We start from the raw sequence: 24,347 nt of genomic DNA, 5'->3' as shown, positions 1-24,347 counted from the left end.
CGGCCCTGTCGATTGGCGGGGTCCGGCCGGTGGAGCGGGCCGGTTTATTGCTGCCCAACATTTGTCATATCTGGCGGAAAGACGCGAAGGGATGGCGGCAAAGCCGCCGGCAAAACGCCTAGGTTTGAAAGGAGGTTTTGCGGCCGCCGGTTGTCTGACGGTCCTGCTTGGTGAGCAGCCTTAGTCAGTACCATCAGTCAGCACCATCAGTCCTTTCCGGCCGGTACATCTGCTTGTTGACTTCGTTACCTTGGGTGCGGAGCGAGCCGGATTTCGCGCGAACGAGGCGAACATGCGGCGACTGCAAACCGGCCTGGTCAATCCGAGCGTGGGGTCGCGCGTGCGCGCGTGGCTGGCGATGGCGTTTGTTACGGCCTGCTTCGTGTCGTGCGGCGGCGGTTCGGGCGGCTCGTCGACGGTGGCGTCGGGCTCGGCGAGCGGTAGCGGTAGCGGCACGACGGGCGGGACCGGTTCGGGATCGGGCAGCACCGGCACGGGAAGCGGCTCGCCCGGCACCACGCCCACACCCTCGACGACCACGACGATCGCCTTCGCGACCGACGTGCTGATGCATCACAACGACCTTGGCCGCACCGGCCAGATGCTCGCCGAAACCACGCTCACGCCTGCCAACGTCAATTCCACGAGTTTCGGCAAAGTCGCGTTTCTCGCCGCCGACGGCAAAGTCGACGCGCAACCGCTATTCGTCACCAGCCTTTCGATTGGCGGCACGTCGCACGACGTGGTTTACGTCGCGTCCGAGCACGACAGCCTCTATGCGTACGACGCCAACACCTTCGCGCTGCTGTGGCAGGTCTCGCTGACCGGCAGCGGCGAAACCGCCAGCGACAATTTCAGTTGCCAGGACTTCACGCCTGAAATCGGCATCACGTCGACGCCGGTGATCGACCGCAACCGTGGACCGAACGGTGTGCTGTACGCGGTGGCGATGACGAAAGACGGCGGCGGCAACTATCACCATCGTTTGCATGCGCTCGATCTGGCGACCGGCGCGGAGTTGTTCGGTGGTCCGACGGAGATCGCGGCGAGCTTTCCGGGCAACGGCGCGGGCAGTGTCAACGGCGTCATCACTTTTAGCGCGTCGATGTATACGGAGCGCGCCGCGCTGACGCTGGTGGGCGGCAACATCTATATGGGCTGGACTTCGCACTGCATGTCGGGCGCTTACACCGGCTGGATCATGGCGTATAACGCCGACACGCTGAAGCAGACCAGCTCGCTCGACGTGACACCGAACGGCAGTCAAGGTTCTTTCTGGATGGCCGGTTCGGGGATGTCGTCGGACGGCACGTCGCTGTACGCCGTGGGCGCCAACGGGACGTTCGGCACCACGCTGAATGCGCAGGGCTTTCCCGTGGATGGCGACTATGGCGACTCGGCGATCAAGATGACCTTGGGCACGCTGCAGATCTCCGATTACTTCGCGATGGACAACGTCGTAGCCGAGGCAAGCGCGGACAACGATTACGGCTCGGGCGGCGTGATGCTGTTGCCGGATCAGACCACGGCGGCGGGTGTCGTCAAGCACCTTGCGGTGACGGCGGGCAAGGATAACAACATCTATATTCTCGATCGCGATTCGATGGGCAAATTCAGTCCGACCGCGAATAATATCTGGCAGGAACTGGTTGGGACGTTGGCGGGCGGGATCTGGGGATCGCCGGCTTATTACGGCGGCGTGGTGTACTACGGCGGATGGAACGATAGCCTGAAGGCATTGCCGATCACGGGTGCGTATCTCGCGACGACGGCGGCGTCAAAGAGTGCGACTACGTTTGCTTATCCTGGGGCGACGCCGGCTGTGTCGGCCAACGGGTCGAGCAATGCGATCGTGTGGGCGGCGGAAAACGGTACGGTTGGCGCTTTGCATGCGTACAACGCCAGTAATCTCGCGAGCGAGTTGTACAACAGCAATCAGGCAGGAACGCGCGATCAATGGGGCGCGGGCAACAAGTTCATCACGCCGATGATCGCGCGAGGGAAGGTTTATGTTGGGGCGACGAATGGAGTGGCGGTGTTTGGGTTGTTGTGAGAGTGTGGGTTTAGGGTGGTGGTTTGGGCGGGACTGACTGATGGCGGTTTGCTTTGTGGGCTGACTCGGAATAGAAAAGCCCCTGCTCGCATTGCATGAGGAGGGGCTTTTTTTCGCTGTTGCCTTTGTTGCCGCTGTTGCTGCGGCGCTCCTATTGGGCCCTCTTATTACGGTGGGTAACGCATCTGATTTTCATGCGTAGCGCCCAACGCCGCGCGCTTATTCGGCGTCGCTCGCGGCAGCTTTACGAGGACGACGACTGCGCGGTGCTGCTTTGCGCGCGGCTTTTTTCGCGGCCGGTTTGGCTGCCTGATTCGTGGCTACTGGCGCTTCTTCCGCTTCAGCGCGATCAACGCGCTCGACGCGTTCAACGGGCGCCGCCGATGCTTCAGCAGGCGCGGCGATCGCCGGTACGTCGTCGATCGTTCGCGGCGTGCTCTTCTTCGCTTTCTTCGCGGCAGTCTTGCGCGGCGCGCGAGCGTTGCGACGCTCGGTCGGCTTGCCGGTCGGTTCCTTGTCTTTTTCCTCTGCTTCCTCTTCGTCGTCTATGGCGATCGGGGCAGGCTCAAAATTCTGCGGGCCGGGCCACGGGAATACCGGCTGCTCGAAGAAGGCCGGCTCGCCTGTGGACAGAGCGTAGTCGTCTGTACTGTCCGCATGGTCCGCATGTTCAGCGTTGTCCGGTTCAGCTTGCACGCCGACGGTACGTTCGACGCTAGCGCGCTCTTCCTGGACACTTTCCTGTTGACCACGGCCTGCCTTGCGATTGCCGCGGCTTCGACGACGCGACTCGTGTTTTCCACCCGACTCGGCCGGCGCCGTTTCGGCGACCTGCGTTTCATCCAACTGCTCGGCGGATTCGACGGTTTCAGCCAGTTCCTGCGCATTTTCGCTCGCCGCGTTCGCGGCTGTGCTCCGATACACATACGCGCCGGACTTCTCGTCGCGACCGAATTCGAGCAGACCACGCGCATGCGCTTCTTCCAGCAGATTGCCGAAGGCGCGGAAACCGTAGTACGTCTCGTTGAAATCCGGCTTGCGACGCTTGATCGCATTCTTCAGCACGGACGCCCAGATCTTGCCGCTGTCGCCGCGTTCGGAAGCGAGCGCGTCGAACGTTTGCACCGCGATCTCGACCGCTTTCGTGCGACGTTTTTCGAGGTCGTCCTTGTTGCGGTTTTTCTCTTCGTCGGGTGCGCGTTTGGCTGCCGGCTGGGCGGCCTGTTGCGGGCGCGACGATTCGCGTTTGGCGACCGCGCGCTGACTCTCGCGCACGAGGTCGTCGTAAAAGAAAAACTCGTCACAGTTCGCGATCAGCAGATCGGACGTGGATTGCTGCACGCCAACGCCGATCACCTGCTTGGCGTTCTCACGCAGCTTCGACACCAGCGGCGAGAAATCCGAGTCGCCGCTGATGATCACGAACGTATTGACGTGCGATTTGGTGTAGCACAGGTCGAGCGCGTCGACCACGAGCCGGATGTCGGCGGAATTCTTGCCCGATTGGCGCACGTGCGGAATCTCGATCAATTCGAAATTGGCCTCGTGCATTGCGCCTTTGAAACTCTTGTAGCGATCCCAGTCGCAATAGGCTTTCTTCACGACAATGCTGCCCTTGAGCAACAGACGTTCGAGCACCAGCTTGATATCGAACTTGTCGTACTTCGCGTCGCGCACGCCGAGCGCGACATTTTCGAAGTCGCAGAATAGCGCCATGCTGACGGTTTCGTTGGATGACGCCATGTATATCTCCATTGAAGCGATTCGCCGAATTCGACGAATCGCGACCATGATAGCGATTCCAGCGGAGGTGATCAGCTTTTGTGTTCATGGCGCACCGATGCGGGACGGGAAAATGCGCGGGTGAATCGGGTTTTCGGCGACGTGCCCAGCGCCGCTTCGCGCTGCTCGGTGGCGCGGCGGCGTGCCGGGCTACAGCGACATGCCGGGCGCCACGCTGCGTGTGCCGACCGTGCAAGCCGTACCACGCGCCGGGCTACATCTCCTGATGGCGGGTCGGACTACCGAGCGCCGCACGCGTTTCCAGCACTTCATCGACGAGCCCATAGGCCTTCGCGTCATGCGCCGACATGAAGTTGTCACGGTCGGTGTCGCGCTCGATTTCCTCCACGCTGCGCCCGGTGCATCCGGCCATCATGGCATTCAGCCGACCGCGCTGATAGAGCACCTCTCTGGCCTGAATTTCGACGTCCGCCGCTGTGCCCTGGCTGCCGCCGGACGGCTGGTGAATCATGATGCGCGCGTTCGGCAACGCATAGCGCTTGCCACGTTGCCCCGCGGTCAGCAGAAAGGTGCCCATGCTCGCGGCAAAGCCCGTGCACAACGTGGAGACCTCCGGCTTGATGAATTGCATGGTGTCGTAAATCGCCATGCCGTCGTACACCGATCCGCCCGGCGAATTGATGTAAAAAGAAATATCCTTGTCGGGATTCTCGGATTCCAGAAACAGCAACTGCGCGACGATCAGGCTGGCCGACTGTTCGTTCACCGGCCCGACCAGAAACACAATCCGCTCGCGCAGCAGACGGGAATAGATGTCGTAAGCGCGCTCGCCGCGACCGGACTGTTCGATGACGGTAGGCACGAGGCCGAGACCGGTGATGGAAGGGTAGCTGGATTGCATAAGTGCCTCGTGACAGGCGGCGCGGCACCGTGACCCGGTAGCGCGGCGGCTGATTCGTCGAACCGCGCGCCCGATGCGCCGGTTTCTGCTCATATGACGACGGCGCGGCCGGCAGCGTGACAGGAATATTTTTGCGTGCCGCTGTCACATCGGGGATAGCTGGCACGTCAAGCTGAAAAGGATGCCGATTTGCAGCGCGCGTCTGAAATCCCGCAGGCAGCCTGGCAGGCGCCGCGCGCTCACTACTAAGCACGATCCGGAGGTCCACGCATGACGGAACAAGTAATCGACAAGGCATCCAGCTTCCAGGCCGCCCGCGCCCGCCTGTTCGCGCTGGCGTACCGAATGCTCGGCAGCCGTGCGGAAGCGGAAGACGTGGTCCAGGACGTCTGGCTCAAATGGCATCTCGCCGCCACGCAAGAGGTGCAGACGCCGGCGGCCTGGCTCACCACGCTCACCACACGCACGGCGATCGATCGGCTGCGGCACGTGCAGCGCGAGCGGGCGTCGCAAGCGGCAGGCTGGTTGCCGGAGCCCTGGCTCGATGACGTGGCGCCGTCGGCGGAGGAACTGGCCTTGCGCGCCGCGGAAATGTCCTATGGCGTGATGCTGCTGCTCGAACGGCTGAAACCCGACGAACGCGCGGCCTTCGTGCTGCACGAGGCTTTCGACTGCGATTACGCGGAGATCGCGAAGATTCTTGAGCGCACGCCGGGCGCCTGCCGGCAAATCGTCCATCGGGCGAAGGAGCGTCTGCGGCGTGCCGGCGCGCCGTTGGAGCGACCCGACCCGGCCGCACACGCACGGATCGTCGAGCGGCTGCGTTGCGCGCTGGAGGCGCAAGATCGCGCCGGCCTGCTGCGGCTGTTCAGTGAAGCGCCGGAAGTGGTCAGCGACGTGGCACTGAGTGCATTTGAACCGGCACAGGCGTCTGCATTGGCACAGGCACAGGTATTGGTATCAGCGTCGGCACAGACGTCGGCGTTGGAATCAGCGCAGGCGCAGGCGCAAGCACAGGCATCCGCGTTCGCCTCCGCACCCCAAGCCCTGTCCACACCTACCTCAACCCCCGTGTTCGCAACACACGAACCGGCGGTGGCGGGTTGGATCGAGAAAGTCACGTCGCTGGCGCGGCAAGCACGCCATGCGGAGATCGTGTCGGTGGGCGGTGCCACCTGCATTGCGCTGATCTGCGAAGGCGAGGTCGTCGGCGTGATCGACGTATCCACGGGCGGTCTGCCGAGCGATTCGCCGAAGATCGTCGCATTGCGCGCGGTGACCAGCGCCGCGCGTTTGCAATCGGCCAACCGCAACCGTGCGCTGGGACGCGCGGCGATCATCCAGCTGCTCGCGCGAATCCAGCGGGAGGCGGTGGTGTCAGTTGCGGTGCGCCGCGACTTCCCAGTTGATGTCTACGCATAGCACCTGCGTGCCGTTCGGCGTATGCGCGGCGATCGAGGCGGTCACGCAGAGGTGGGCTTCATTGATCGACAGGTAAGGCGGCGTCAGATGCACGCGGCCAGGCGCGCGCATTGCCTGGATGAAGTAAGGCCGGCGTTCCCAGCTTGCGCCTTCCGAATGCAGCAGCGGCCGGAATCGCTTCGCGCGTTGCGAGGCGCGACCCGGCGGCAGCACGTTGTCGCCAATCTGCCGGCCTGAGCCATCCAATACGAAGCAGCGCGCCGTCTCGCCGAGCGTGAGCAGCGGTGCGGTGGCCTGCGCAACCGACTCGCCGGCAACCAGTTGCGCGGCGGCGGTTTCCAGCGCCGTGACATAAGGGGCGAGGCGGGCCGACTGGGCGCGTTCGCGTGCGGCAACGCGTTCGCGCAGCGCGGCGGAGAGCGAGTCCATCAGGCCGGCCGCGGCCTGCGGCTTGACCGGTTCGACGCTCGCGCCCGCGAAGAACGCGCCCTGCACGAAGTCCACGTTGCATTCGAGCGCGATCAGCGCGTCGCGCTCGGTGCTGAGTCCGCCCATCAGCACCAGTTGCCCGGATTCATGCAGCAGCGAGACGAGGCCCGGCAACACCCGCTCGATGTGCGAGTGTTCGCTGGCTTGCGCGAGAATGCAGCGGTCGAGCGTGACGATGTCCGGCCGCAGATTCCACACGCGGTCAATGTTCGAGTGCTTGGCGCCGAAGCCGTCGAGCGCGATCAGGAAGCCGGATTTGCGCAGCGAGTCGATGATTTCGGCAAAGCGCGTGGTTTCGCCGCCCGCCTGCTCCGAGACTTCCAGTACGACGCGTTGTGGCGGCAGCCCGAGCGCCTTGAGGCCGGCGAGCAGTGCGTCGCCGTAACTGGTGTCCATCAGCGCAGCCGGGTGCAGGCTCAGAAAGAGCCATTCGTCGTGACTGTCGAACGCGTTGAAGTTGCCCAGATGTAGCGATTCGGCGAGCCGCCCGAGTTCCAGCAGGTCGCCGCGTCGCGCGGCCTGCGTAAAGACTTCGTGCGAGGGCACTTGCTTCGCGTGCTCGTCGTGCGCGCGCAGCGAAGCGTGGTAGCCGATAGCGCGCCGGTGCGACACCGAGAAAACGGGCTGAAACACGCTGAAGACGGTGTAGCCGCCGTACAGAACGGTGCGCCGGGAGCCTTCGTCGCCGGCCATCGGGCGAGGGGGCTGGAAGCCGGGAGGATCGAGTTCGATCATGCTCATCTTGTCAGTCGTGTGGAGGTGGCGGTGCGCCTGCATGCTCAACACGAGTCCGCACGCGCTAAATGGGAGTTTACAGGATAGGCGAGCAAGAACTATGCGCGCGCGGAAACACACTACGCGTGCTCGCTGACCACGGTCTCCAGCGGCGATTGTGCGCCAGCGCGGGCGCGAAGGCCACGATTCGCACTTCGCTGGTGCGGCCCGCGCCCTGTTGCGGGTCGGCGGGCCACTCCCTCAGGTCCGCTCCGAAGGATCCGTCTTTTTCGCCGGCGTGCGAATGTCCGGCGCCAGTTGCGCGAAGATCCACGACGAGCCCGCCGTGATGATCCCCACGCACAGGAAGGTCGCGTGAAACGCGGGCAGCGAATTGGCCGCCGTCACGCGCGGCAACAAGCCGGTGAAGGTCGCGAGCAGGGCGCCGGCAATCGTCACGCCGAGGCTCATCGACAGCATCTGGACCAGCGAAAACAAACTGTTGCCGCTGCTCGCGCCGCCGGTGCCCAGGTCTTTGAGCGTCAAGGTGTTCATCGCGGTGAACTGCATCGAGTTGACGCCGCCGAAGAACGCCAGTTGCACGAGCCGCAGCCATAGCGGCTGATTCGCGCTGGTGAGCGCAAAGCTCGCCATGGTCAGGCCGACCAGCACCGTGTTGACGATCAGTACGCTGCGATAGCTGTATTTCACGATCAGCTTTGTCACGAGCCGTTTGGACGCCATGCCCGCAGCCGCCACCGGCAGCATCATCATGCCGGCTTCGAAGGCGCTATAGCCGAGACTCACCTGCAGCAGCAGCGGAATCAGATAGGGCATCGCGCCGCTGCCGATCCGTGCGAACAGATTGCCGAGCAGGCCGACGCTGAACGTGTGAATCTTGAAGAGGTCGAGCGAGAAGATCGGCGCCGGTTCGCGCACGGCATGCAGGCCGTACGCAACGAACGCGGCGAGGCTCAGGATCAGCAGCACCAGCACCGTGGCGTGCTGAATGCCGAACTCGGTGCGGCCGTCGAGCGCGAACGAGATGGCGACCATGCCCACCACCAGCAGCAGGTAGCCTTTCATGTCGAATTTGCCGACGTGTTCGTTGCGGCTGTCCGGCATGAAGATAAACGTGGTGATGCAACCGACAATCCCCACCGGCACGTTGATCAGAAAGATCCAGTGCCACGAGGCGATCTTCACGAGCCAGCCGCCGAGCGTCGGGCCGATCAGCGGTCCGATCAAACCGGGAATCGCCACGAACGACAACGCCGCTAGATACCGTTCCGCCGGAAAGGTGCGCAGCACCGCGAGCCGTCCGACCGGCAGCAGCATCGCGCCGCCCACGCCTTGCACGATACGGAAGATCACGAGTTGGTTCAGCGTATGCGCGTTCGCGCACAGCAGCGAGCCGATCGCGAACACCAGGATCGCGCTGAAGAACACGCGCCGCGTGCCGAGCTTATCCGCGAGCCAGCCTGAGACCGGGATCATGACCGCCATCGTCAGCGAATAGGCGATTACGACCGACTGCATGCGCAGCGGCAATTCGCCGAGGCTCGTCGCCATGGCGGGCAGCGCGGTGTTGACGATGGTCGAGTCCAGCGTCTGCATGAAGAAGCCGGTGGCGACCAGCCACAGCATCACGGTCAGCGAGCGGGGCGAGGGCGAAGGCGACGACGGTGCAGCGTCGGAGGCGGTGGCGGGCAGGGTCGGCGGCGTGGTCATGGAGAGCGGCTGGGAACGCGGAGACCCGGAACGGGCAGGGACTCGCTATTCTAGGGAAAAGCGCGGGGCGACGCAGCGGGCATGCCGCACACCGCCGCACACGACCTCACTCCGACGCCGGCAACGCCGCCGCCGCGCGAAAAAACGCCTGCGCCAACGGGTCGTTGCCGAACGCGATATGGATCCGCGTCCACGGACTCACTTCCATACCTGGCCGGAAATAGTGGCCCGGCGCAACCGTCACGCCCATCGTCGCGCCGCACTCCACCAGCCGCTGCGCATTGCCGACATGCGGCACGCGAGCCCAGACGAACTTGCCGCCCACGGGCTTATCGAACAGCTCCCAGCCGGCGCTTTCGAGCGTCTGGATCGTCGAGCCGAGCGCCTCGCGCATGCGGCGGCGCAGCCGCTCCAGGTACTTGCGGTACGCGCCGCGCTCCAGCAGCGTGGCCGCGACCGCTTCGGCAAAGCGCGAGCCGCCAATGCTCGTCAGCATCTTGATGTCGACCAGATCCTTGATGATCGCCGGGCTCGCCACCACGCAGCCGATCCGTAACGACGACGACAGCGTCTTCGACAAACCGCCCACGTAGATCACATGTTCGAGTTGATCGAGCGTGGCGAGACGGTCGGTGATATCGGTCTGCAGATCGGCGTAGATATCGTCTTCGATAATCGAGAAGCCGTGTTCGCGCGCCAGTTGCAGCAGCCGGAAGGCGACCGGCGGCGCGACCGTGGTGCCGGTCGGGTTGTGGAACACGGTGTTGATGAACAGCAGCTTGGGCCGGTGCAATTTCAACTGCGCCTGCATGACGTCGAGGTCGGGCCCGTTGCGGGTACGCGGAATGCCGATCAGTTTCACGCCGTGCAGCTTCAGCAGACCGTACAGATTGTAGTAACCCGGGTCTTCGACAAAGATCGTGTCGCCGGCCTTGAGCATGTAGCGCATCAGCAGATCGAACGCCTGGCTCGCGCCGTTGGTGATCACGATCTGCGAGGTGTCCGCCTGAATCCCCAACTGGCCGATGCGCGCCTGCAGATGCTCGCGTAAGGCCATGTTGCCGAACGGGGTGGCGTAGTCGACCATGCTCGCGGGGTCGGTGCGCGAGACGTGGCGGATTGCCTGCGCGATGCTGTCCGTGTCGCGCCACGCTTCCGGAATGAAACCGCTGCCGAGCTTGAGCGTTTCGCCGGGGTGGTTGAACTGCTGCAGCAGGTGGTCCGTGTCCTCTTCGGCGCGGCGCGGATCCGAGGTGCCCTGGCAAGTCGTGCCCATCGGTTGCCGGTCGGCGACATAGAAGCCCGAGCCGTGGCGCGAGTCGACATAGCCGAGCGACACCAGCCGGTCATACGCCTCGATCACGGGAAAGCGGCTCACGCCGTAGTCGGCGGCAAACTGGCGGATAGACGGCAGCTTTGAACCGGGATGCGCGGTGCGCGCCCGGATCCAGCCGGTAACGCCGGTGACGATCTGCTCGGTCAGCGGCACGCCGTTGTCCCGATCGATCTGAATGTCGAGTTTCATGCGGTTCTCTCCTTCACCGTTGGCCGAGACGATGCCTCGACGCCTCGACCTGACAACTGTACGGTTTTTTGACTGAACAGTTCCGATGAAAGTGTTCGGAACTGTGCATGGGTATCCGATGATCCTACGTCAATAATCGGCACAACAGAAAAGTTCTTTGAAGGAGAACGGCGATGCGTGAAGTCCGGATTTTTGAATTGGAACAGGGCGAACCCGTGGCGGCCTGGCGTGTCGCGCGGCCGTCGATCTTCAAGGTGATCTCGGGCGAGATCTGGCTGACCGTCGAAGGCGAAACCATGGATCATTGGCTCGCCACCGGCGAATCGGTCGAGTTGCCGCGGCATGCGGTGGCGTGGATCAGCGCCGGTCAGGCCGGGGCACGTTTCGCGGTGGCGAGCGGCTCGGAACAGGTGGTGGCCAAGCTGATTCCGGGCTTGTCGATGTTCGCCTGGCTGCCGCGCTGGTTGAGCGCGGCTTGATAGCTGAGCCAGCCCAATACAGCCTAATAGTCTCCAACGTAGCGCGCGCGTGGCCGGATCAAGCGGCCGTCGCGCGCCTGTTCCATGGCGTGCGCGATCCAGCCGATCACCCGGCCCACCGCAAATAACGTGAACGCCGCACCGGCCGGCAGGCCGAGCACGCGTTCGATCGCGACCAGCGCATAGTCCACGTTCGGTTGCGCGCCGGTCGTGTCGTGCACCGTGCGCGCCAGCGCGAGCACGTCGCCAAGCGGCGAGCGGGCCGGCGCGCAATCGGCGAGCATGCTCAGCAGGACGCGTGCGCGCGGATCGCCATCCGGATACAGCGGATGCCCGAAGCCCGACAGCGTCGGCCCATGCGCGCCGTGTTCGAGGCGCGCGAAACGGTTCGCGAGATAACGGTCGAGATCGGGCGCGCGCGACGCTTCTTCGAGCAACGCGGCGATCCGCACGGTTTCGCCGCCATGTCGCGGCCCGGACAACGCGGCGAGTCCGCCCGCCACCGCACCGAATAAATGCGTTCCCGTCGACGTGATACAGCGCACCGTAAACGTCGACGCATTCAGCTCATGATCCGCGCAGGCCACCAGAGCTGCCCTCAACAACCCGGCCTGCTGACGGTTGCGCACCTGCCACGCGGTCGCGAGTTGCCGGTGCAGCGGTTCGTTCGACGGTGACGCCGAGATCATCGCGGCGGCCAGCAAGCGCATCACGGCGCACGCCGTATCGAGTTGCGCATCGCGGCCGAGCGCCCACACGCGCGGCATCTGCGCCGCGGCGGCCGGCAGCAGCACGAGCGCGCGGTCGAGCGGCGTGCTGTCGCCCCACAGCTTCAGCCATGCGCTCCACTGCGCGGCGGCGAACGGCACCGCCGGCGCTTGGGCGATGCGTCGCTCGCTGCATTCCCATAGCAACGCGGCCACGTCCTCGAGCGACGCGCTACCCGCCAGCTCCATCGCATCGCGCCCGCGATACAGCAGGCGGCCGTCGGCCACCAGCGTGATCGACGATTCGAGCACCGGCACGCCCCAGTCCAGCACCTTCTGCGCGACCTTGCCGGCGCGCTTGCCGTCTTCCTTGCGCTTGGCGAGGCGCCGCACTTCCGCGGCGTCGTAGAGGCGGTGCTTGCTTTGCGCATCCGGCATCGACTGAAGCATGCCGCGGCTCACGTACGCGTACAGCGTGGGCAGGCTGATACCGAGCGCGGCGGCGGCTTCCGGTGCGGTCAGAAAATTCGAGGCGGGCATGGGAGCGGGCATGAAAATCGATAAGAACCGAAGAAATCAATATATATTGATTATCATAATCAAGGTTGATTGAGAAGGGTGGGGATTCTAGACTCGGTTTCACTTTCCCTCGCTTCGGTACGAACGCCATGACGCCTGAACTCGCTCTCAAACAGATCTGGACGCTCGCGGGCTGCGACCCGACTGCGCTGCACGCCGTCACGCTGAGCGGTGAGGATCCAGGCTTGCCGTCGGTCTTCCGGGTTGGCAGCCTGGCGTCGGCGACCATCGCCGCGACCGGTCTCGCGGCAGCCGAATATCACCGCTTGCGCACGGGTCACCGGCAGCATGTCGCGGTGCAGATGCGGCGTGCGCTCGCGTCGTTTCGCAGCGAACGGTATTTGCGTATCGACGATGGCCCGCCGCCCGCACTGCGCGATCCGGTAATGGGTTTCTACGAGACGCGCGACGGCCGCTGGATTCAACTGCACACGAATTTCCCGCATCACCTGCAAGGGGTGTTGACCGTGCTCGGCTGCGAGAACAGCCCTGCCGCGGTAGCTGCCGCGATTCGCGAGTGGGACGGTGCAACGCTCGACCAGACGCTCGCCGATGCGGGCCTCTGCGCGGCGCTGATTCGCACGCCCGAGGAGTGGGCCACGCTCGACCAGGCGCAGGCCATCGCGGGTTTGCCGCTGTTCGAGATCGAGCGCATTGGCGACGCGCCGGTCGAACCGCCGCGTATAGGCGACGCGAATCGGGCATTAGCGGGGGTGCGGGTGCTGGATCTGTCGCGCATCATCGCGGGGCCGGTGGCGGGGCGCGCGCTTGCGCAACACGGTGCGGACGTGCTGATGATCAACGGCCCGCATCTGCCGAACATTGCGCCGCTGGTGATCGACAATGGACGCGGCAAGCGCTCGGCGCTGGTCGATCTGCGCGAGGCGGCCGGACGTGAAACCTTGCGCGGCCTTGCCGGCGGTGCCGACGTGTTTTTGCAGGCCTATCGCCCCGGCGCGCTGGCGGCGCGTGGCTTCGGTCCCGAAGAACTGGCGCGGATCCGGCCGGGCATCGTGTATGTGTCGGTGTCCGCGTATGGACACGAGGGACCGTGGTCGCAACGGCGTGGCTTCGATAGCCTGGTGCAGTCGGCGAGCGGCATTGCGTCGACCGAGCGGCAGGCGGCGGGCTGGACCGAGCCGAAACATCTACCGTGTCAGGCGCTGGATCACGCGACCGGTTACCTCGCCGCGTTCGGTGCGATGGTCGCGTTGGCGCGGCGCGCGACTGAAGGTGGAAGTTGGCACGTGCGGCTTTCGCTGGCGCAAACGGGACGCTGGTTGCAGTCGTTCGGGCAGATTGCCGATGGCTGGAAAGCACCCGAGGTGTCGATCGATGACGTGCGCGATTGTCTGGGAACGGTGGCCTCCGACTTCGGCCGCGTGCTGGGCGTGTTGCCCGCCGAAGAGCTGGACGAAACGCCGGCGTTTTTCGCATTGCCGCCGGCCCGGCCAGGCGCGCACGAGGCCAGGTGGTAGTGGCCGCGCTTAGCGCTAACGGCCGCGTTGGCTACTTCCGCAACTCCGCGACAAAGTCGTAGTAATCGTTGCGGCAATACGTGTCGGTCAACTCGATGGCCCGCTGGTCGGCGGTATAGCCCACGCGGGTGATCAGCAGCAGCGCGTCGTTCGGCGCGATGCTCATCTGCTGCGCGATTTCGTCGCTCGCATTCACCGCGCGGAAGTGCTGCAGCGCGCGCACGATCGTCAGTCCGCGCTGTTCAAGGTACGTGTACAACGAATCGCCGATAGCCTGAGGATCGGGAATCACCGCAGAAGGGAAAGTGGAGTTCTCCACCGCCATCACGATGCCGTCGGCCAGCCGCAAACGCCGCAAACGCGTGACCGCCGCCGCCGGCGACAAGCCGAGCTGAATCACTTCGTCGCGATTGGCCGGCAGGATTTCGCGCGACAGCCACTTCGAACTCGGCGTGAAGCCCCGGCGCCGCAGCATTTCGCTAAAGCTCGACAGACGCGACAGCGGATCTTCATAGCGCGGTGTGATGAAACTGCCCGCACCCTGCGTGCGCCGGATCAGGCCTTGCTCGACCAGCAACGCGATCGCCTTGCGCGACGTGATGCGCGATACGCCAAGCGCCTCGGACAGCACGCGCTCCGAGGGCAGGGCCTCGCCGGCGTTCCAGCGGTTTTCGTGAATCGCGGTGCCGAGCTTGCGGGCAAGTTGCAGATACAGCGGCGTGTCGTTTTCCGGGTCCGGGCGCAGGTCGCGCCAGCGGTCTTCCGAGGCAGAGTTCATGGGGCTCACGCAAGAAGGGCAAGCGGCAATTCTATGACATCGGCGCGCTGCGTTATAGCGGGCTTTTGCCTGGTGCCGGATCGAATGCCCATTCAGCCGCTAAACTCGTCGTGTGTTTTTCGGCCACTTCGAGGAGTCAGCATGACGAGCGATATCGCAAGCGTGAGCCTGCCCGACGGCGAACGCATTCCAAAACTGGGGCAGGGCACGTGGGAAATGGGCGAGGTGCCGACGCGGCGCGCCGCCGAAATCGCCGCGCTGCGCTGTGGGATCGAACTGGGCATGACGCTGATCGATACGGCGGAAATGTACGGCGACGGCGCGACCGAACAGCTAGTCGGCGAAGCGCTCGCCGGCTTGCTCGATCAGGTGTTTCTGGTCAGCAAGGTGTATCCGCATAACGCCAGCCGGCGCGGCGTGATCGCGGCCTGCGAACAGAGCCTCAAGCGGTTGAAGACGGACCAGCTCGATCTGTATCTGCTGCACTGGCGCGGCTCGGTGCCGCTCGCGGAAACGGTCGAAGGTTTCGAGGCGCTGCGCCGGGCGGGCAAGATTCGCCATTGGGGCGTCAGCAATTTCGATACCGACGATATGGAAGAACTTGCCGCGACACCCGGCGGCGACGCCTGCGCGACCAATCAGATTCTCTATAACGTGGCGCGTCGCGGGCCGGAGTTCGACCTGCTGCCGTGGCTTGCCGCGCACAAGATGCCGGCGATGGCGTACAGCCCGGTCGATCACGCTCGCTTGCCGAAGCGCTCGCCGCTCGACGATATCGCCGACGCGCGCGGCGTCTCGGTGTTTCAGGTGGCGCTCGCGTGGGTGTTGCGCGAGCCGGGCGTGTTCGCGATTCCGAAAGCGGGGCGCGTCGAGCATGTGCGGGACAACCATCGCGCGTCGCAACTGCGGCTCGGCGCCGATGAGCTCGCGGCGCTCGACGCGTACTTCAAACCGCCGCGCAGCAAGCGGGCGCTCGAAATGCTGTGAGCGCGGCCGCCTTTAATTGCAACTGTGATGCAGGTGCACGGAGCCTAGCACCGCGACTTCCGCGGGGGTGTGCTTAAGCGAATCGTCGCTGACTTGCGCGGCGTCGGTGATGAAATCGTCGACGATCGACGACACCTGCGTGTTGCGCAGGCACAGCGACACGCGCTGGGTTTCATTGGCCGGCAACGCGGAACGCTGACCGAGGAACAGCACGCCGTACTGATAACCGTGGATGATCCCGCGGATTGCGCCGACGCATTGACCCTGCGCGACGTTGTCGTTCTTCTGCTTGCAGGTTTGCGCGAGCGAGTAGGCGGAAAAGCTGGGGTCGACCGGCGGCGCCGCTTGCGACAGCGTGGGTGACAGCGGCGCGGCCGCCTGTGCGGGTTGCGCGGGTGTTTGCGCCGGGGTTTGCGCATGAGCGAGCGATGCGAGGCCCAGCGCGGCGGCCATCAGCAGGCCAGATGCCACGCGTGTTGCGAAGGGGGGGACGTTTCGTTGCATGTTGTGGTGCCCTCATATCGAACGTTGAATCTGATATGAGGCGATCGATGCGGTTTGGTTCCAGGCGGGCACCGACTTTGCCCGTTCGGGTCGCTGTCGCCAGCGAGCGCGTTGGTGTGCCGCGCTGAGCGTGACGAGGCCGATTGATGGCCGGTTGGCATGGACGTGTCGTCTGACTGAACCGGCCTCGCGCGGTGACGCTCGACCGGGGGATCGAGACATCACCGCCGATGCCAGCGGACAGCGCACGGTAGCCGGCCGTGTCGTAGGCGAAGGTAGGGCGCGGGGGCCCCCTACCTATGAAACGGGCGATTGCTAGTGCCCGTTTCCTCCGCCGTTGCCACCGCCGTTACCGCTGCCACCCTTGCCTCCGTGACCGCCGCCGAAGCCTCCGCCAAAGCCACCGCCGAAACCGCCACCGAAGCCACCGCCAAAGCCACCACCGAAACCACCGCCTTTGCCACCGCTTGGGCCGCCGCTGGAGCCGCCGCAACCACAGCCGGCGCTCCCGCTGCTGCCGCTGCTGCCGCCACCGCTGCTGCTTCCACCGCTGCTACCGCCACCGCTGCTTCCGCCGCCGCTGCTTCCACCACCGCTGCTTCCACCGCCGCTGCTTCCGCCACCGCTGCTTCCACCGCCGCTGCTTCCGCCGCCGCTGCTTCCGCCGCCGCTGCTTCCGCCGCCGCTGCTTCCACCACCGCTGCTTCCACCGCCACTGCTTCCACCGCTATTTCCCTTACCACCCGTACCCGAAGAACTTCCGCTGCCGCTGCCACTGCCCGATCCAGCTGCACCACCCGCCGCACCGCCCGCCGCGCCACTACCATTCGCACCCGCGCCGCTGTTGCCTCCGCTCGCTGCACCGTTGCTGCCGCTGCCGCCGCCATGATGGCCGCAGCCCGCAATATTGACGCCCTCGCAGCCTTGCGGCTGGAAGATCGCGGCGGCGTCGTCGGCGGCGGTCGTGTCGCCGGGCGCGGCGCCCGTCGCCGATTCGCCGGCGGCCATGCCCGTCGTCAATTCACCGGCCGTTGCGCCGTCGGCCTGCGCGAGCGAGCGCGTCGTGCCTTGCGTGCCGCTGGCCGGCAGCGGCGCATCGGCGAGCACGATCCACTTCGGGATCACATCGGTCGATGCCGGATAAGCGAGTTGAGTGGCCAACGCGGTGACGCCTGCTACGATCGCCGCGCTCCGCAGGACCCCGAAGTAATACCGTTTATATCTGGTGGTCTTCATCACATCTCTCCCGAGGAACGCCGGCGCCTCGCTGCCGCCATCTCTCATGCTGATTCCGCGGCGGCGGACCTGTCTGTTGCGGGCTTCGCCGCGCCCCCGAGTCTGTTTTGCCGATACTCGTCAATCGCTCGTTTGTTGTCGTTTGAAACGCGCGTGCGCAGTCGTTACGCTGAGATGCGCTCGCCGGTTTTTTTATCTGATTCCCCATCGGTTGCCGCGCCCGCTTGCCGGGGCGCCTGCGTTCCTATGTCTGGACACTACTTAGCGATATCCATGCCACTGACCGCAAAGCCTTGCGGCCACAGGCGTCGAATAGGGGTGTGCGATGCCGGCGTTGAAAAAACACCGGAAAACGTTTCGGCGATGAAACGCGCGGCCCTGAAACTCAGGAGACGCCGCGCGATGCCGCGTTATTCGCTGCGTCCGGCGCTTTCCGGCGCGCTGTCGGCGCCGTTGCCAGGGAGCGTGCCTGCGTCGTCGCGCGAGGCGGCTTGCAGGGTGCGCAATTCGTCGATAGGGATATGACAGCGGATGCGATGCACGGCCGCTTGTCCACCGTTCACGTCGACGCCGCCGGCATCGACGAACGGCGGGTCCTGCTCTTCGCAGATCGCGCCGAGCTTGCGCGGGCAGCGTGTGTGGAACACGCAACCGGACGGCGGTGAGGCCGCGCTCGGCAGATCACCGGACAGCCGGATACGCTTGCGAGCGGGGCGGCCGGTGCCGTCGGCCTGAGCGTCGTGGGTGGTATCGAGCGTCGGCACGGAAGACAGCAACGCCTCGGTATAAGGATGATGCGGCCCGCCGAACACCGCGGCCGCCGGTCCGATTTCCAGCAGTCGGCCGAGATACAGCACGGCGATGCGGTCGGCCAGATAGCGCACCACGTGCAGATCGTGCGAGATAAAAACGTAACTCACGCCGCGCTCGCGCTGCAAGTCGGCGAGCAGATTGAGAATCGCGGCCTGCACGGAGACGTCGAGCGCGGAGGTCGGTTCGTCGCAGACCACCACGCGCGGTTCGCCGGCAAACGCGCGGGCAATCGCCACGCGCTGCTTGAGTCCGCCGGATAGTTGGCGCGTGCGCGAGCCGAGATAGCGCTCCGGCAAACGCACGGCGGCCGTCAACGTGGCGAGCCGTTCGTCGATCGCGGGCCCGCGCAACGGCGTGAGCCGCGACAGCGCACGGCCGATCAAACGCTTGACCGAATGCGCGCGATTGAGCGCCGAGTCCGGGTTCTGGAACACGATCTGCAGCGACTTGACCTGTTCGTCGTTGCGCCGCGTCACGCGCGCGGCGAGGGGCGCGCCGTCGAGTTCGAGCACGCTGCCGGCGTCTGGCGTGAGCAGGCCGAGCATCAGCTTGGCGAGCGTCGTCTTGCCGCTGCCCGATTCGCCGACGAGGCCAAGCGTCTCGCCGCTCGCGAGGTCGATCGAAACATTGTCGACCGCGCGCAACGGTGCGCCGCCCACATGGAAAGTCTTCGAGAGTTTGTCGGTGCGCAGCACGAGCGGACGCGCGTCGCTATCAAACGACTCAGGACGGCGTTCCGGCAACGTGGCCTCAGCCGCCTCGGCGACCTCAGCGGACGCGCGCGGCAATTCAAGCGCGCGTTCGTGGTAATGGCAGCGCGACATCTGATCGCCATGCGCGGCGCTCACCCGATACGGCGGCGGCGCTTCGCGACGGCAGCGGTCGTCGGCGAGACGGCAGCGCTCCGCGTAGATGCAGCCCTGCGTGACCGAGCCCGGCAGCGGCAGACTGCCCGCGATCGTGTCGAGCCGCTCGCTGTCCTTGCTGCGTCCGGCTGTCGGCAAACAGCGCAACAGCCCGACCGTATAAGGATGGCGCGGCCGCGTGAAGACGTCCTGAGTGGCGCCTTCCTCGACCAGCTTGCCCGCGTAGAGCACGCCGACGCGCTCGCACATCCGCCCGATCACCGCGAGGTTATGGCTGATGAACAGCACGGCGGTGCCGAGTTCTTCGCGCAACTGCGCGACGAGGTCGAGCACTTCGGCTTCGACGGTGGCGTCGAGGCCGGTGGTCGGTTCGTCGAGAATCAGCAACGCGGGGTTCGACGCGAGCGCCATGGCGATCACCACGCGCTGCTGCATACCGCCCGACAGTTGATGCGGATAGCTCTCCATCACCCGCTCGGGCGCCGCGATGCGCACGCGCTGCAGCATCTCGCGCGTGCGTCGCAGTGCTTCGTCGCGCGCGACGCCGGCCGCTTCGAATGCTTCGGAGACTTGCCGCGCGATCGTCAGCGACGGATTCAGCGCGCGCCCCGGGTCCTGATAGACGATCGAAATCGCATTCGCGCGCAGATGGCGCAGCGCGTCGGCGTCGAGCTTCTGCACGTCTTCGCCGGCGATCACGATCTTGCCCGCTTTCACCTTGCCGTTGCGCGGCAGATAGCGCAGCGTGGCCATCGCGACCGTCGATTTGCCGCAGCCCGATTCGCCGACGAGTCCGTACGCCTCGCCGCGTCGCACGCGAAACGATACGTCCTGCAGCACTTCGCGATCGCGTCCGCGCATCCGGTACGTCACGGTCAGGCCGACGACGGTCAGCGCGTCGGTGCGGTCGCTCTTCGACACATCGAAGGCGGGGAAGGAGGAGGGCGGCGGGCCGTTCATCGGTCGAGCACGCCTTGCACGCTGTCGGCGATCAGATTGACGCCGACCACCAGCGACGCGATTGCACCTGCCGCGAACACCACGGTCCACCAGGCGCCGCCGGCCATCAGCGTGTACGACTCGGAGAGCGCGAGGCCCCAGTCGGCGGAAGGCGGCTGAATGCCGAAGCCGAGAAACGACAGCGTGGCGACCGCGAAGATCGCATAGCCGAGCCGCACGGTGGCCTCGACGATGATCGGCGGCAGCACATTCGGCAGAATCTCCGCGAACATGATGTATGGCGCGCGTTCGCCACGCAGTTGCGCGGCGGCCACGTAGTCGAGATGGCGTTCGGCGAACACGGCGGCGCGCACGGTGCGCGCGGTGATCGGCGTGAAGGTGATGCCGATCACGAGGATCACCGTGAAGTTCGACGCGCCGACCGCGGCCAGCGCGAGCAGCGCGACGATCACGAGCGGCAGCGCGAGCACGGCGTCGATCGCGCGGCCGACCACGTTGTCGACCCAGCCTTCGAAATAGCCGACGATCAGGCCCAGGGTCGTGCCCGCCACGGTGCCGAGCAGCGTGGCCAGCGGCGCGATGGTCAGAATGTCGCGCGCGCCGACGATCACGCGCGAGAACACGTCGCGACCGAGCTGGTCGGTGCCGAACCAGTGCGTGCGGTCGGGCGGCATCAGCGAATTGAGCGGATCGGACGCATACGGATCGATCCGCACGATCCATTGCCCGGCGAGCGCGCAGACAATCCACCACGCGACGATCACCACGCCCACCACGAAAGTGGGCGAGCGCAGCAGCACGCGCAATTGATCGAAGCGCGGCTCGGCTAGCGCGCGTGGGGTAGAGGGTGTCGGCGGAACGATCGTGCTCATTCGGCGCTCCTCACGCGCAAGCGCGGATTGAGCAACACGTGCAGCGCATCGGCGACGAGATTCGCCACCGTGTACACCACGCCGATGGTCAGCACGCCCGCTTCGAGCATCGGAAAGTCCTTGGCCTTGGCTGCGTTGTAGATCAGCGAACCGATGCCTTGGTAGTGGAACAGTGTCTCGACCACTACCAGCCCGCCGATCATGTAGCCGAGCTGCGTCGCGGCCACGGTGATGGTGGGCAGCAGCGCGTTGCGCAATACGTGCCGCCAGATCACGACACGGCGCGGCAGGCCCTTGAGAATCGCGGTGCGGGTGTAGTCGGCGTCGAGCGCCTCGACGGTGCCTGCTCGCGCCATGCGCGCGATGTAGCCGAAGAACACCAGCACCAGCGGCAGCACCGGCAGAATCAGATGGCGCAGTTGTTCGAGAATGCTCGCGTCGGGCGGGTACGATGCTTCGATCGGCAGCCATTGAAGCCAGATGCCGAACACCAGAATCAGCACGATCGACGAAACGAACTCCGGCACCACGGTCGCCGACAAACCGGCAATGCTGATCGTGCGATCGAGCCAGCGCCCCGCGTGCATGGCCGACCACACGCCGCCCGCGATACCGAGCGGCACGACCACGATAAAGGCGAGCAGACCGAGCTTGGCCGAATGCGCGAGCGCGTCGGCGATAAACGGGCCGACCGGCTCACGGTACGCGTACGAAAGCCCCATATCGCCGCGCAGGAAATGCGAAATCCACTCGACGTATTGCGTGAGCAGCGGTCGATCCGCGCCGAGCTGATGATTGAGCGCGGCGACCGCGCGCGCATCGGCGAGCGGCCCCAGCACCGCGCGGCCGATATCGCCGGGCAGCAACTGGCCGCCCGCGAACACGATCACCGACAGCAGCCACAGCGTGATCAGCGACAAGCCCACGCGCGTCGCAAGAAAACGCACGACGCGCGCCGCGTTGCCGCCGGCGACCGAACGCGTGGGCGGGGCAGGCGACGTGGGTGAAGTGGGCGGGGTCACCGTGGTCGACATCGTGAGCTCCTGCCGAAGACGCGCCGGCGCTTACGCGCTCAACACCGCGCGGTCGAAATAGAGTTGCGCGAGCGCGGTGAAGCGCACGCCGTTCACGCCCTTACGCATCGCGATCAATTGATCGTAGAAGAACGGAATGATGACGGGCGTCTCGTCGAGCAACAGCGTCTGGATCTGCCCGGAGATTTTCCTCTGCGTGCCGAGATCGACCGCGGCGACGAATTGCGCAACCAGTTGATCGTATTGCGGGTTCTTGAAGTGGGCGGCGTTCCATGTGCCGGTGCTGGTGAGCGGCGCATTCAGGAACACGTTCGGCACGCCGCGATGACCGTAGTCGGTGATGCCGAGCGGCGAGTCGAGCCAGTCCGATTTGCCCGGCGTGCCGGCGCCGTAATACAGCGACTGGCTCTCGACCTTCAGGTTGATGCGCACGCCGATCGCTTTCGCCGCGTTCTGCACGACGACCGCGAGATCGGGAATCTCCATGTACTTCTCGGTGGTCAGCGTCACGTCGAAGCCGTTCGGCACGCCGGCCTGCGCGAGCAGTTGCTTCGCTTTCGCGACGTCGAGCTTGCGTTGCGGAATGCCCGCGTCCGACGACGGAAACACCGGCGCGAAGGGACTATCGTTGCCGAGTTGCGCGCGACCCTTGAAGAGCCCGCGCACCAGCACGTCGCGATCGAGCGACAACGCCAGCGCCTGGCGCACACGTTTGTCCTTGAACAGCGGACTGTCGTTGCGCATGTGAATCTGCCGGTGCGCGCTCGACTTCACGCCGACGGCCTTGTACTCCGGATTGTTCAGAATGCTGGCGCCGCCCTGCACGGTGAAGGTGCCCATCACGTCCGCCTGATGGCCTTGCAGTGCGAGCAACTGTGCCTGTTCGTCGGCGTAGAAGGAGAACTGTACGCGTTGCGGTAACGCTTTTTCGCCCCAGTAATCCGGGTTGCGCACGAACGACGCACCGACCTTGGCCTGATACTTTTCGAGCTTGAACGGACCCGTGCCGATGAAGCTCTTTTCATAACCGCCCGCGTAATTGGCGGGCAGGATCACGGCGTTGTAATTGTCCGAGGAAACGTAGTACGGAAAGTTGCCGTTCGGCGCGTCCAGATGAAACGCGACCGTGTGGTCGTCGACCACTTTCGCGCCGCCTTTCGACAGCACGCCCTTGAGCACCGAGAGCGCCGCCGAGCCGCTCGCCGGATCGGCGAGGCGGTCGAAGGTGGCGACCACGTCTTTGGCGCCAAACACCTGGCCGTCGTGGAATTTGACGTTGGGGCGCAGCTTGAAGGTCCACACGTCGCCCTTGTCGTTCGGCTTCCACGACAACGCGAGCGCCGGCTTCAGCACGAGTTTTTCGCCGTCGTCGTCGATCAGGAATTCACCGGTCTGGTTCAGCAGCGCGAGGCTCGCGGCGTCCGTGACGGTGAGCGGATCGACCGCGCCCGCGGGCGTCAGGTGGGCCACACGGATCGTCTGATTGGACGCGGCCGCATTGCCCTGGGCGCGGGCACGCGGCGCGTTCAGCACGCCACCGCCCACCAGCGACAAACCGATCACGCTCGCATAGCGCAGCAGTTCGCGGCGCGTCAGGCGACCGGCGACGAATTCGTCGAGGGCGTGGTGGCCGTACGCGTCGGCGGTGAGGCGGGCTGCGTCGAGGTCGGGGAATCGGTCCGCGGGAGTCTTCATCGAAGGAGTGTCCAGTCCGTTTCTGCTGCCGGTTCTGAAGGACCGCACGAGACGCGCGCGCGAGCGGCGACGTTAGGGCGGTGAAAAAAGCGCAGCGGCGTACGCGGGGTAGCGAAAAGCTGCGTAAAACGGCTTCAGTGTAAGCGATTGCTCTGCGATCCGGCGCGCTTGCCGCGCTGCCGGGTTGCGGATCGGCGGATAAAAGGGCCGCTGTGTATCGCCATCACAACGTTCTGCGAAGCCGCCTCGCGACGGCGGTCGCGAGTCAATGATCGTGTGGATGCTTGTGAATCGGATCGACCCAGAAAACCGTTTCCGGTGCTTCCACCGCGTCGATGTTCAGATTGACCACCACGGCCTCGTTGTCGCTGCGCACCAGCACGCATTCGAGCGGGTCGTCGGTGCTCGCGTTGATCTCCTGATGCGGCACGTACGGCGGCACGAAGATGAAGTCGCCGGGACCGGCTTCGGCGGTGAACTCGAGGTGTTCGCCCCACCGCATGCGCGCCTGGCCGCGCACCACGTAGATCACGCTTTCGAGCGCGCCGTGATGATGCGCGCCGGTCTTCGCATTCGGATGAATCGTCACCGTGCCGGCCCAGATTTTCTGCGCGCCGACCCGCGCGGCGTTGATCGCGGCCGCGCGATTCATGCCCGGCGTCTGGGCGGTATTGCTGTCGAGCTGATCGCCCTTGATGACCTTCACGCCGTGCTCGCGCCAATCGACCGGCTCCGCCGGTTGCTCGGCCTTGTAATGCGGATGTTCGTGATCCTGGCTCAT

At 65.3% G+C, this 24,347-nt stretch carries 19 protein-coding genes; 5 read left to right on the top strand and 14 right to left on the bottom strand.

The window, feature by feature from the left end:
• Nucleotides 1-292: 292 nt before the first annotated feature.
• Nucleotides 293-2,053 carry a PQQ-binding-like beta-propeller repeat protein gene (locus tag FA94_RS06785; RefSeq protein WP_051980408.1) on the top strand — a complete coding sequence of 587 codons (1,761 nt, stop codon included), beginning with the start codon at nucleotides 293-295 and terminating at the stop codon, nucleotides 2,051-2,053.
• 219 nt (nucleotides 2,054-2,272) lie between these two features.
• Here the strand turns inward: FA94_RS06785 and FA94_RS06780 are convergent, their stop codons facing one another.
• Both FA94_RS06780 and clpP read right to left on the bottom strand, forming a co-directional pair.
• Nucleotides 2,273-3,796: an NYN domain-containing protein gene (locus FA94_RS06780; protein ID WP_035548166.1), complete on the bottom strand. Its 1,524-nt coding sequence runs from the start codon at nucleotides 3,794-3,796 to the stop codon at nucleotides 2,273-2,275.
• Between the two features lie 253 nt (nucleotides 3,797-4,049).
• The gene (gene clpP / locus FA94_RS06775) at nucleotides 4,050-4,697 is read right to left on the bottom strand and encodes an ATP-dependent Clp endopeptidase proteolytic subunit ClpP (protein ID WP_035548163.1); all 648 of its coding nucleotides are present in this window, start codon (nucleotides 4,695-4,697) and stop codon (nucleotides 4,050-4,052) included.
• 270 nt (nucleotides 4,698-4,967) lie between these two features.
• Here clpP and FA94_RS06770 point away from each other — a divergent pair, with 270 nt between their 5' ends.
• Nucleotides 4,968-6,119 carry a sigma-70 family RNA polymerase sigma factor gene (locus tag FA94_RS06770; protein WP_035548161.1) on the top strand — a complete coding sequence of 384 codons (1,152 nt, stop codon included), beginning with the start codon at nucleotides 4,968-4,970 and terminating at the stop codon, nucleotides 6,117-6,119.
• Here the strand turns inward: FA94_RS06770 and FA94_RS06765 are convergent.
• The 3 genes from FA94_RS06765 to FA94_RS06755 all read right to left on the bottom strand — a co-directional run bounded on the left by FA94_RS06765 (nucleotide 6,075) and on the right by FA94_RS06755 (nucleotide 10,578).
• Complete coding sequence (locus FA94_RS06765; RefSeq protein WP_035548158.1) at nucleotides 6,075-7,349, bottom strand: EAL domain-containing protein; 1,275 nt, start codon at nucleotides 7,347-7,349, stop codon at nucleotides 6,075-6,077. The genes FA94_RS06770 and FA94_RS06765 overlap by 45 nt on opposite strands.
• Nucleotides 7,350-7,583: 234 nt before the next feature.
• On the bottom strand, nucleotides 7,584-9,053 hold the full coding sequence (mdtD, locus tag FA94_RS06760) for a multidrug transporter subunit MdtD (RefSeq protein WP_035548155.1): 1,470 nt from the start codon (nucleotides 9,051-9,053) through the stop codon (nucleotides 7,584-7,586).
• Nucleotides 9,054-9,159: 106 nt separating this feature from the next.
• A complete protein-coding gene (locus FA94_RS06755; RefSeq protein ID WP_035548152.1) occupies nucleotides 9,160-10,578 on the bottom strand; it encodes an aminotransferase-like domain-containing protein in 1,419 nt (472 codons plus the stop codon).
• 173 nt (nucleotides 10,579-10,751) lie between these two features.
• On the opposite strand from FA94_RS06755, the gene FA94_RS06750 reads away from it, so the two are divergent.
• Nucleotides 10,752-11,057 (top strand): DUF2917 domain-containing protein, encoded by a 306-nt coding sequence (locus tag FA94_RS06750; RefSeq protein WP_035548149.1) that lies wholly within the window; start codon nucleotides 10,752-10,754, stop codon nucleotides 11,055-11,057.
• Between the two features lie 23 nt (nucleotides 11,058-11,080).
• Here FA94_RS06750 and FA94_RS06745 read toward each other — a convergent pair whose 3' ends face one another.
• Complete coding sequence (locus FA94_RS06745; protein ID WP_035548146.1) at nucleotides 11,081-12,304, bottom strand: citrate/2-methylcitrate synthase; 1,224 nt, start codon at nucleotides 12,302-12,304, stop codon at nucleotides 11,081-11,083.
• A 128-nt stretch (nucleotides 12,305-12,432) separates the two neighbouring features.
• On the opposite strand from FA94_RS06745, the gene FA94_RS06740 reads away from it, so the two are divergent.
• On the top strand, nucleotides 12,433-13,821 hold the full coding sequence (locus FA94_RS06740; RefSeq protein WP_035548143.1) for a CoA transferase: 1,389 nt from the start codon (nucleotides 12,433-12,435) through the stop codon (nucleotides 13,819-13,821).
• Nucleotides 13,822-13,852: 31 nt separating this feature from the next.
• Here the strand turns inward: FA94_RS06740 and FA94_RS06735 are convergent, their stop codons facing one another.
• Nucleotides 13,853-14,599 carry a GntR family transcriptional regulator gene (locus FA94_RS06735; RefSeq protein ID WP_035548140.1) on the bottom strand — a complete coding sequence of 249 codons (747 nt, stop codon included), beginning with the start codon at nucleotides 14,597-14,599 and terminating at the stop codon, nucleotides 13,853-13,855.
• Between the two features lie 141 nt (nucleotides 14,600-14,740).
• On the opposite strand from FA94_RS06735, the gene FA94_RS06730 reads away from it, so the two are divergent.
• Nucleotides 14,741-15,586, top strand: a complete 846-nt coding sequence (locus FA94_RS06730; RefSeq protein WP_035548137.1) for an aldo/keto reductase — start codon at nucleotides 14,741-14,743, stop codon at nucleotides 15,584-15,586.
• 12 nt (nucleotides 15,587-15,598) lie between these two features.
• Here FA94_RS06730 and FA94_RS06725 read toward each other — a convergent pair whose 3' ends face one another.
• From FA94_RS06725 to FA94_RS06695, 7 genes are all read right to left on the bottom strand, one after another.
• Nucleotides 15,599-16,090 carry a hypothetical protein gene (locus FA94_RS06725; protein WP_035548134.1) on the bottom strand — a complete coding sequence of 164 codons (492 nt, stop codon included), beginning with the start codon at nucleotides 16,088-16,090 and terminating at the stop codon, nucleotides 15,599-15,601.
• 315 nt (nucleotides 16,091-16,405) lie between these two features.
• Nucleotides 16,406-17,326: a hypothetical protein gene (locus tag FA94_RS06720; protein WP_035548131.1), complete on the bottom strand. Its 921-nt coding sequence runs from the start codon at nucleotides 17,324-17,326 to the stop codon at nucleotides 16,406-16,408.
• 410 nt (nucleotides 17,327-17,736) lie between these two features.
• Nucleotides 17,737-19,965 carry an ABC transporter ATP-binding protein gene (locus FA94_RS06715; protein WP_035548129.1) on the bottom strand — a complete coding sequence of 743 codons (2,229 nt, stop codon included), beginning with the start codon at nucleotides 19,963-19,965 and terminating at the stop codon, nucleotides 17,737-17,739.
• Nucleotides 19,962-20,837 carry an ABC transporter permease gene (locus FA94_RS06710; protein ID WP_035548126.1) on the bottom strand — a complete coding sequence of 292 codons (876 nt, stop codon included), beginning with the start codon at nucleotides 20,835-20,837 and terminating at the stop codon, nucleotides 19,962-19,964. The genes FA94_RS06715 and FA94_RS06710 overlap by 4 nt, the downstream gene beginning before the upstream one ends.
• Nucleotides 20,834-21,871 carry an ABC transporter permease gene (locus FA94_RS06705; protein WP_035548123.1) on the bottom strand — a complete coding sequence of 346 codons (1,038 nt, stop codon included), beginning with the start codon at nucleotides 21,869-21,871 and terminating at the stop codon, nucleotides 20,834-20,836. The genes FA94_RS06710 and FA94_RS06705 overlap by 4 nt, the downstream gene beginning before the upstream one ends.
• A 30-nt stretch (nucleotides 21,872-21,901) precedes the next feature.
• Nucleotides 21,902-23,566: an ABC transporter substrate-binding protein gene (locus FA94_RS06700; RefSeq protein ID WP_035548119.1), complete on the bottom strand. Its 1,665-nt coding sequence runs from the start codon at nucleotides 23,564-23,566 to the stop codon at nucleotides 21,902-21,904.
• Nucleotides 23,567-23,831: 265 nt separating this feature from the next.
• Nucleotides 23,832-24,347 (bottom strand): cupin domain-containing protein, encoded by a 516-nt coding sequence (locus FA94_RS06695; RefSeq protein WP_035548116.1) that lies wholly within the window; start codon nucleotides 24,345-24,347, stop codon nucleotides 23,832-23,834.

The organism is Burkholderia sp. 9120, assembly GCF_000745015.1.
In the GTDB taxonomy this organism is placed as follows: Bacteria; Pseudomonadota; Gammaproteobacteria; order Burkholderiales; family Burkholderiaceae; genus Paraburkholderia.
The sequence above is the reverse complement of the archived record's forward strand: the minus strand, read 5'-3'. Positions and strand labels throughout refer to the sequence as shown.

What these genes read in the sequence shown, in the direction of transcription:
- FA94_RS06785 (WP_051980408.1), top strand. Translation starts at nt 293, where the DNA reads ATGCGGCGACTGCAAACCGGCCTGGTCAATCCGAGCGTGGGGTCGCGC.
- FA94_RS06780 (WP_035548166.1), bottom strand. Translation starts at nt 3,796, where the DNA reads ATGGCGTCATCCAACGAAACCGTCAGCATGGCGCTATTCTGCGACTTC.
- clpP (WP_035548163.1), bottom strand. Translation starts at nt 4,697, where the DNA reads ATGCAATCCAGCTACCCTTCCATCACCGGTCTCGGCCTCGTGCCTACC.
- FA94_RS06770 (WP_035548161.1), top strand. Translation starts at nt 4,968, where the DNA reads ATGACGGAACAAGTAATCGACAAGGCATCCAGCTTCCAGGCCGCCCGC.
- FA94_RS06765 (WP_035548158.1), bottom strand. Translation starts at nt 7,349, where the DNA reads ATGAGCATGATCGAACTCGATCCTCCCGGCTTCCAGCCCCCTCGCCCG.
- mdtD (WP_035548155.1), bottom strand. Translation starts at nt 9,053, where the DNA reads ATGACCACGCCGCCGACCCTGCCCGCCACCGCCTCCGACGCTGCACCG.
- FA94_RS06755 (WP_035548152.1), bottom strand. Translation starts at nt 10,578, where the DNA reads ATGAAACTCGACATTCAGATCGATCGGGACAACGGCGTGCCGCTGACC.
- FA94_RS06750 (WP_035548149.1), top strand. Translation starts at nt 10,752, where the DNA reads ATGCGTGAAGTCCGGATTTTTGAATTGGAACAGGGCGAACCCGTGGCG.
- FA94_RS06745 (WP_035548146.1), bottom strand. Translation starts at nt 12,304, where the DNA reads ATGCCCGCCTCGAATTTTCTGACCGCACCGGAAGCCGCCGCCGCGCTC.
- FA94_RS06740 (WP_035548143.1), top strand. Translation starts at nt 12,433, where the DNA reads ATGACGCCTGAACTCGCTCTCAAACAGATCTGGACGCTCGCGGGCTGC.
- FA94_RS06735 (WP_035548140.1), bottom strand. Translation starts at nt 14,599, where the DNA reads ATGAACTCTGCCTCGGAAGACCGCTGGCGCGACCTGCGCCCGGACCCG.
- FA94_RS06730 (WP_035548137.1), top strand. Translation starts at nt 14,741, where the DNA reads ATGACGAGCGATATCGCAAGCGTGAGCCTGCCCGACGGCGAACGCATT.
- FA94_RS06725 (WP_035548134.1), bottom strand. Translation starts at nt 16,090, where the DNA reads ATGCAACGAAACGTCCCCCCCTTCGCAACACGCGTGGCATCTGGCCTG.
- FA94_RS06720 (WP_035548131.1), bottom strand. Translation starts at nt 17,326, where the DNA reads ATGAAGACCACCAGATATAAACGGTATTACTTCGGGGTCCTGCGGAGC.
- FA94_RS06715 (WP_035548129.1), bottom strand. Translation starts at nt 19,965, where the DNA reads ATGAACGGCCCGCCGCCCTCCTCCTTCCCCGCCTTCGATGTGTCGAAG.
- FA94_RS06710 (WP_035548126.1), bottom strand. Translation starts at nt 20,837, where the DNA reads ATGAGCACGATCGTTCCGCCGACACCCTCTACCCCACGCGCGCTAGCC.
- FA94_RS06705 (WP_035548123.1), bottom strand. Translation starts at nt 21,871, where the DNA reads ATGTCGACCACGGTGACCCCGCCCACTTCACCCACGTCGCCTGCCCCG.
- FA94_RS06700 (WP_035548119.1), bottom strand. Translation starts at nt 23,566, where the DNA reads ATGAAGACTCCCGCGGACCGATTCCCCGACCTCGACGCAGCCCGCCTC.
- FA94_RS06695 (WP_035548116.1), bottom strand. Translation starts at nt 24,347, where the DNA reads ATGAGCCAGGATCACGAACATCCGCATTACAAGGCCGAGCAACCGGCG.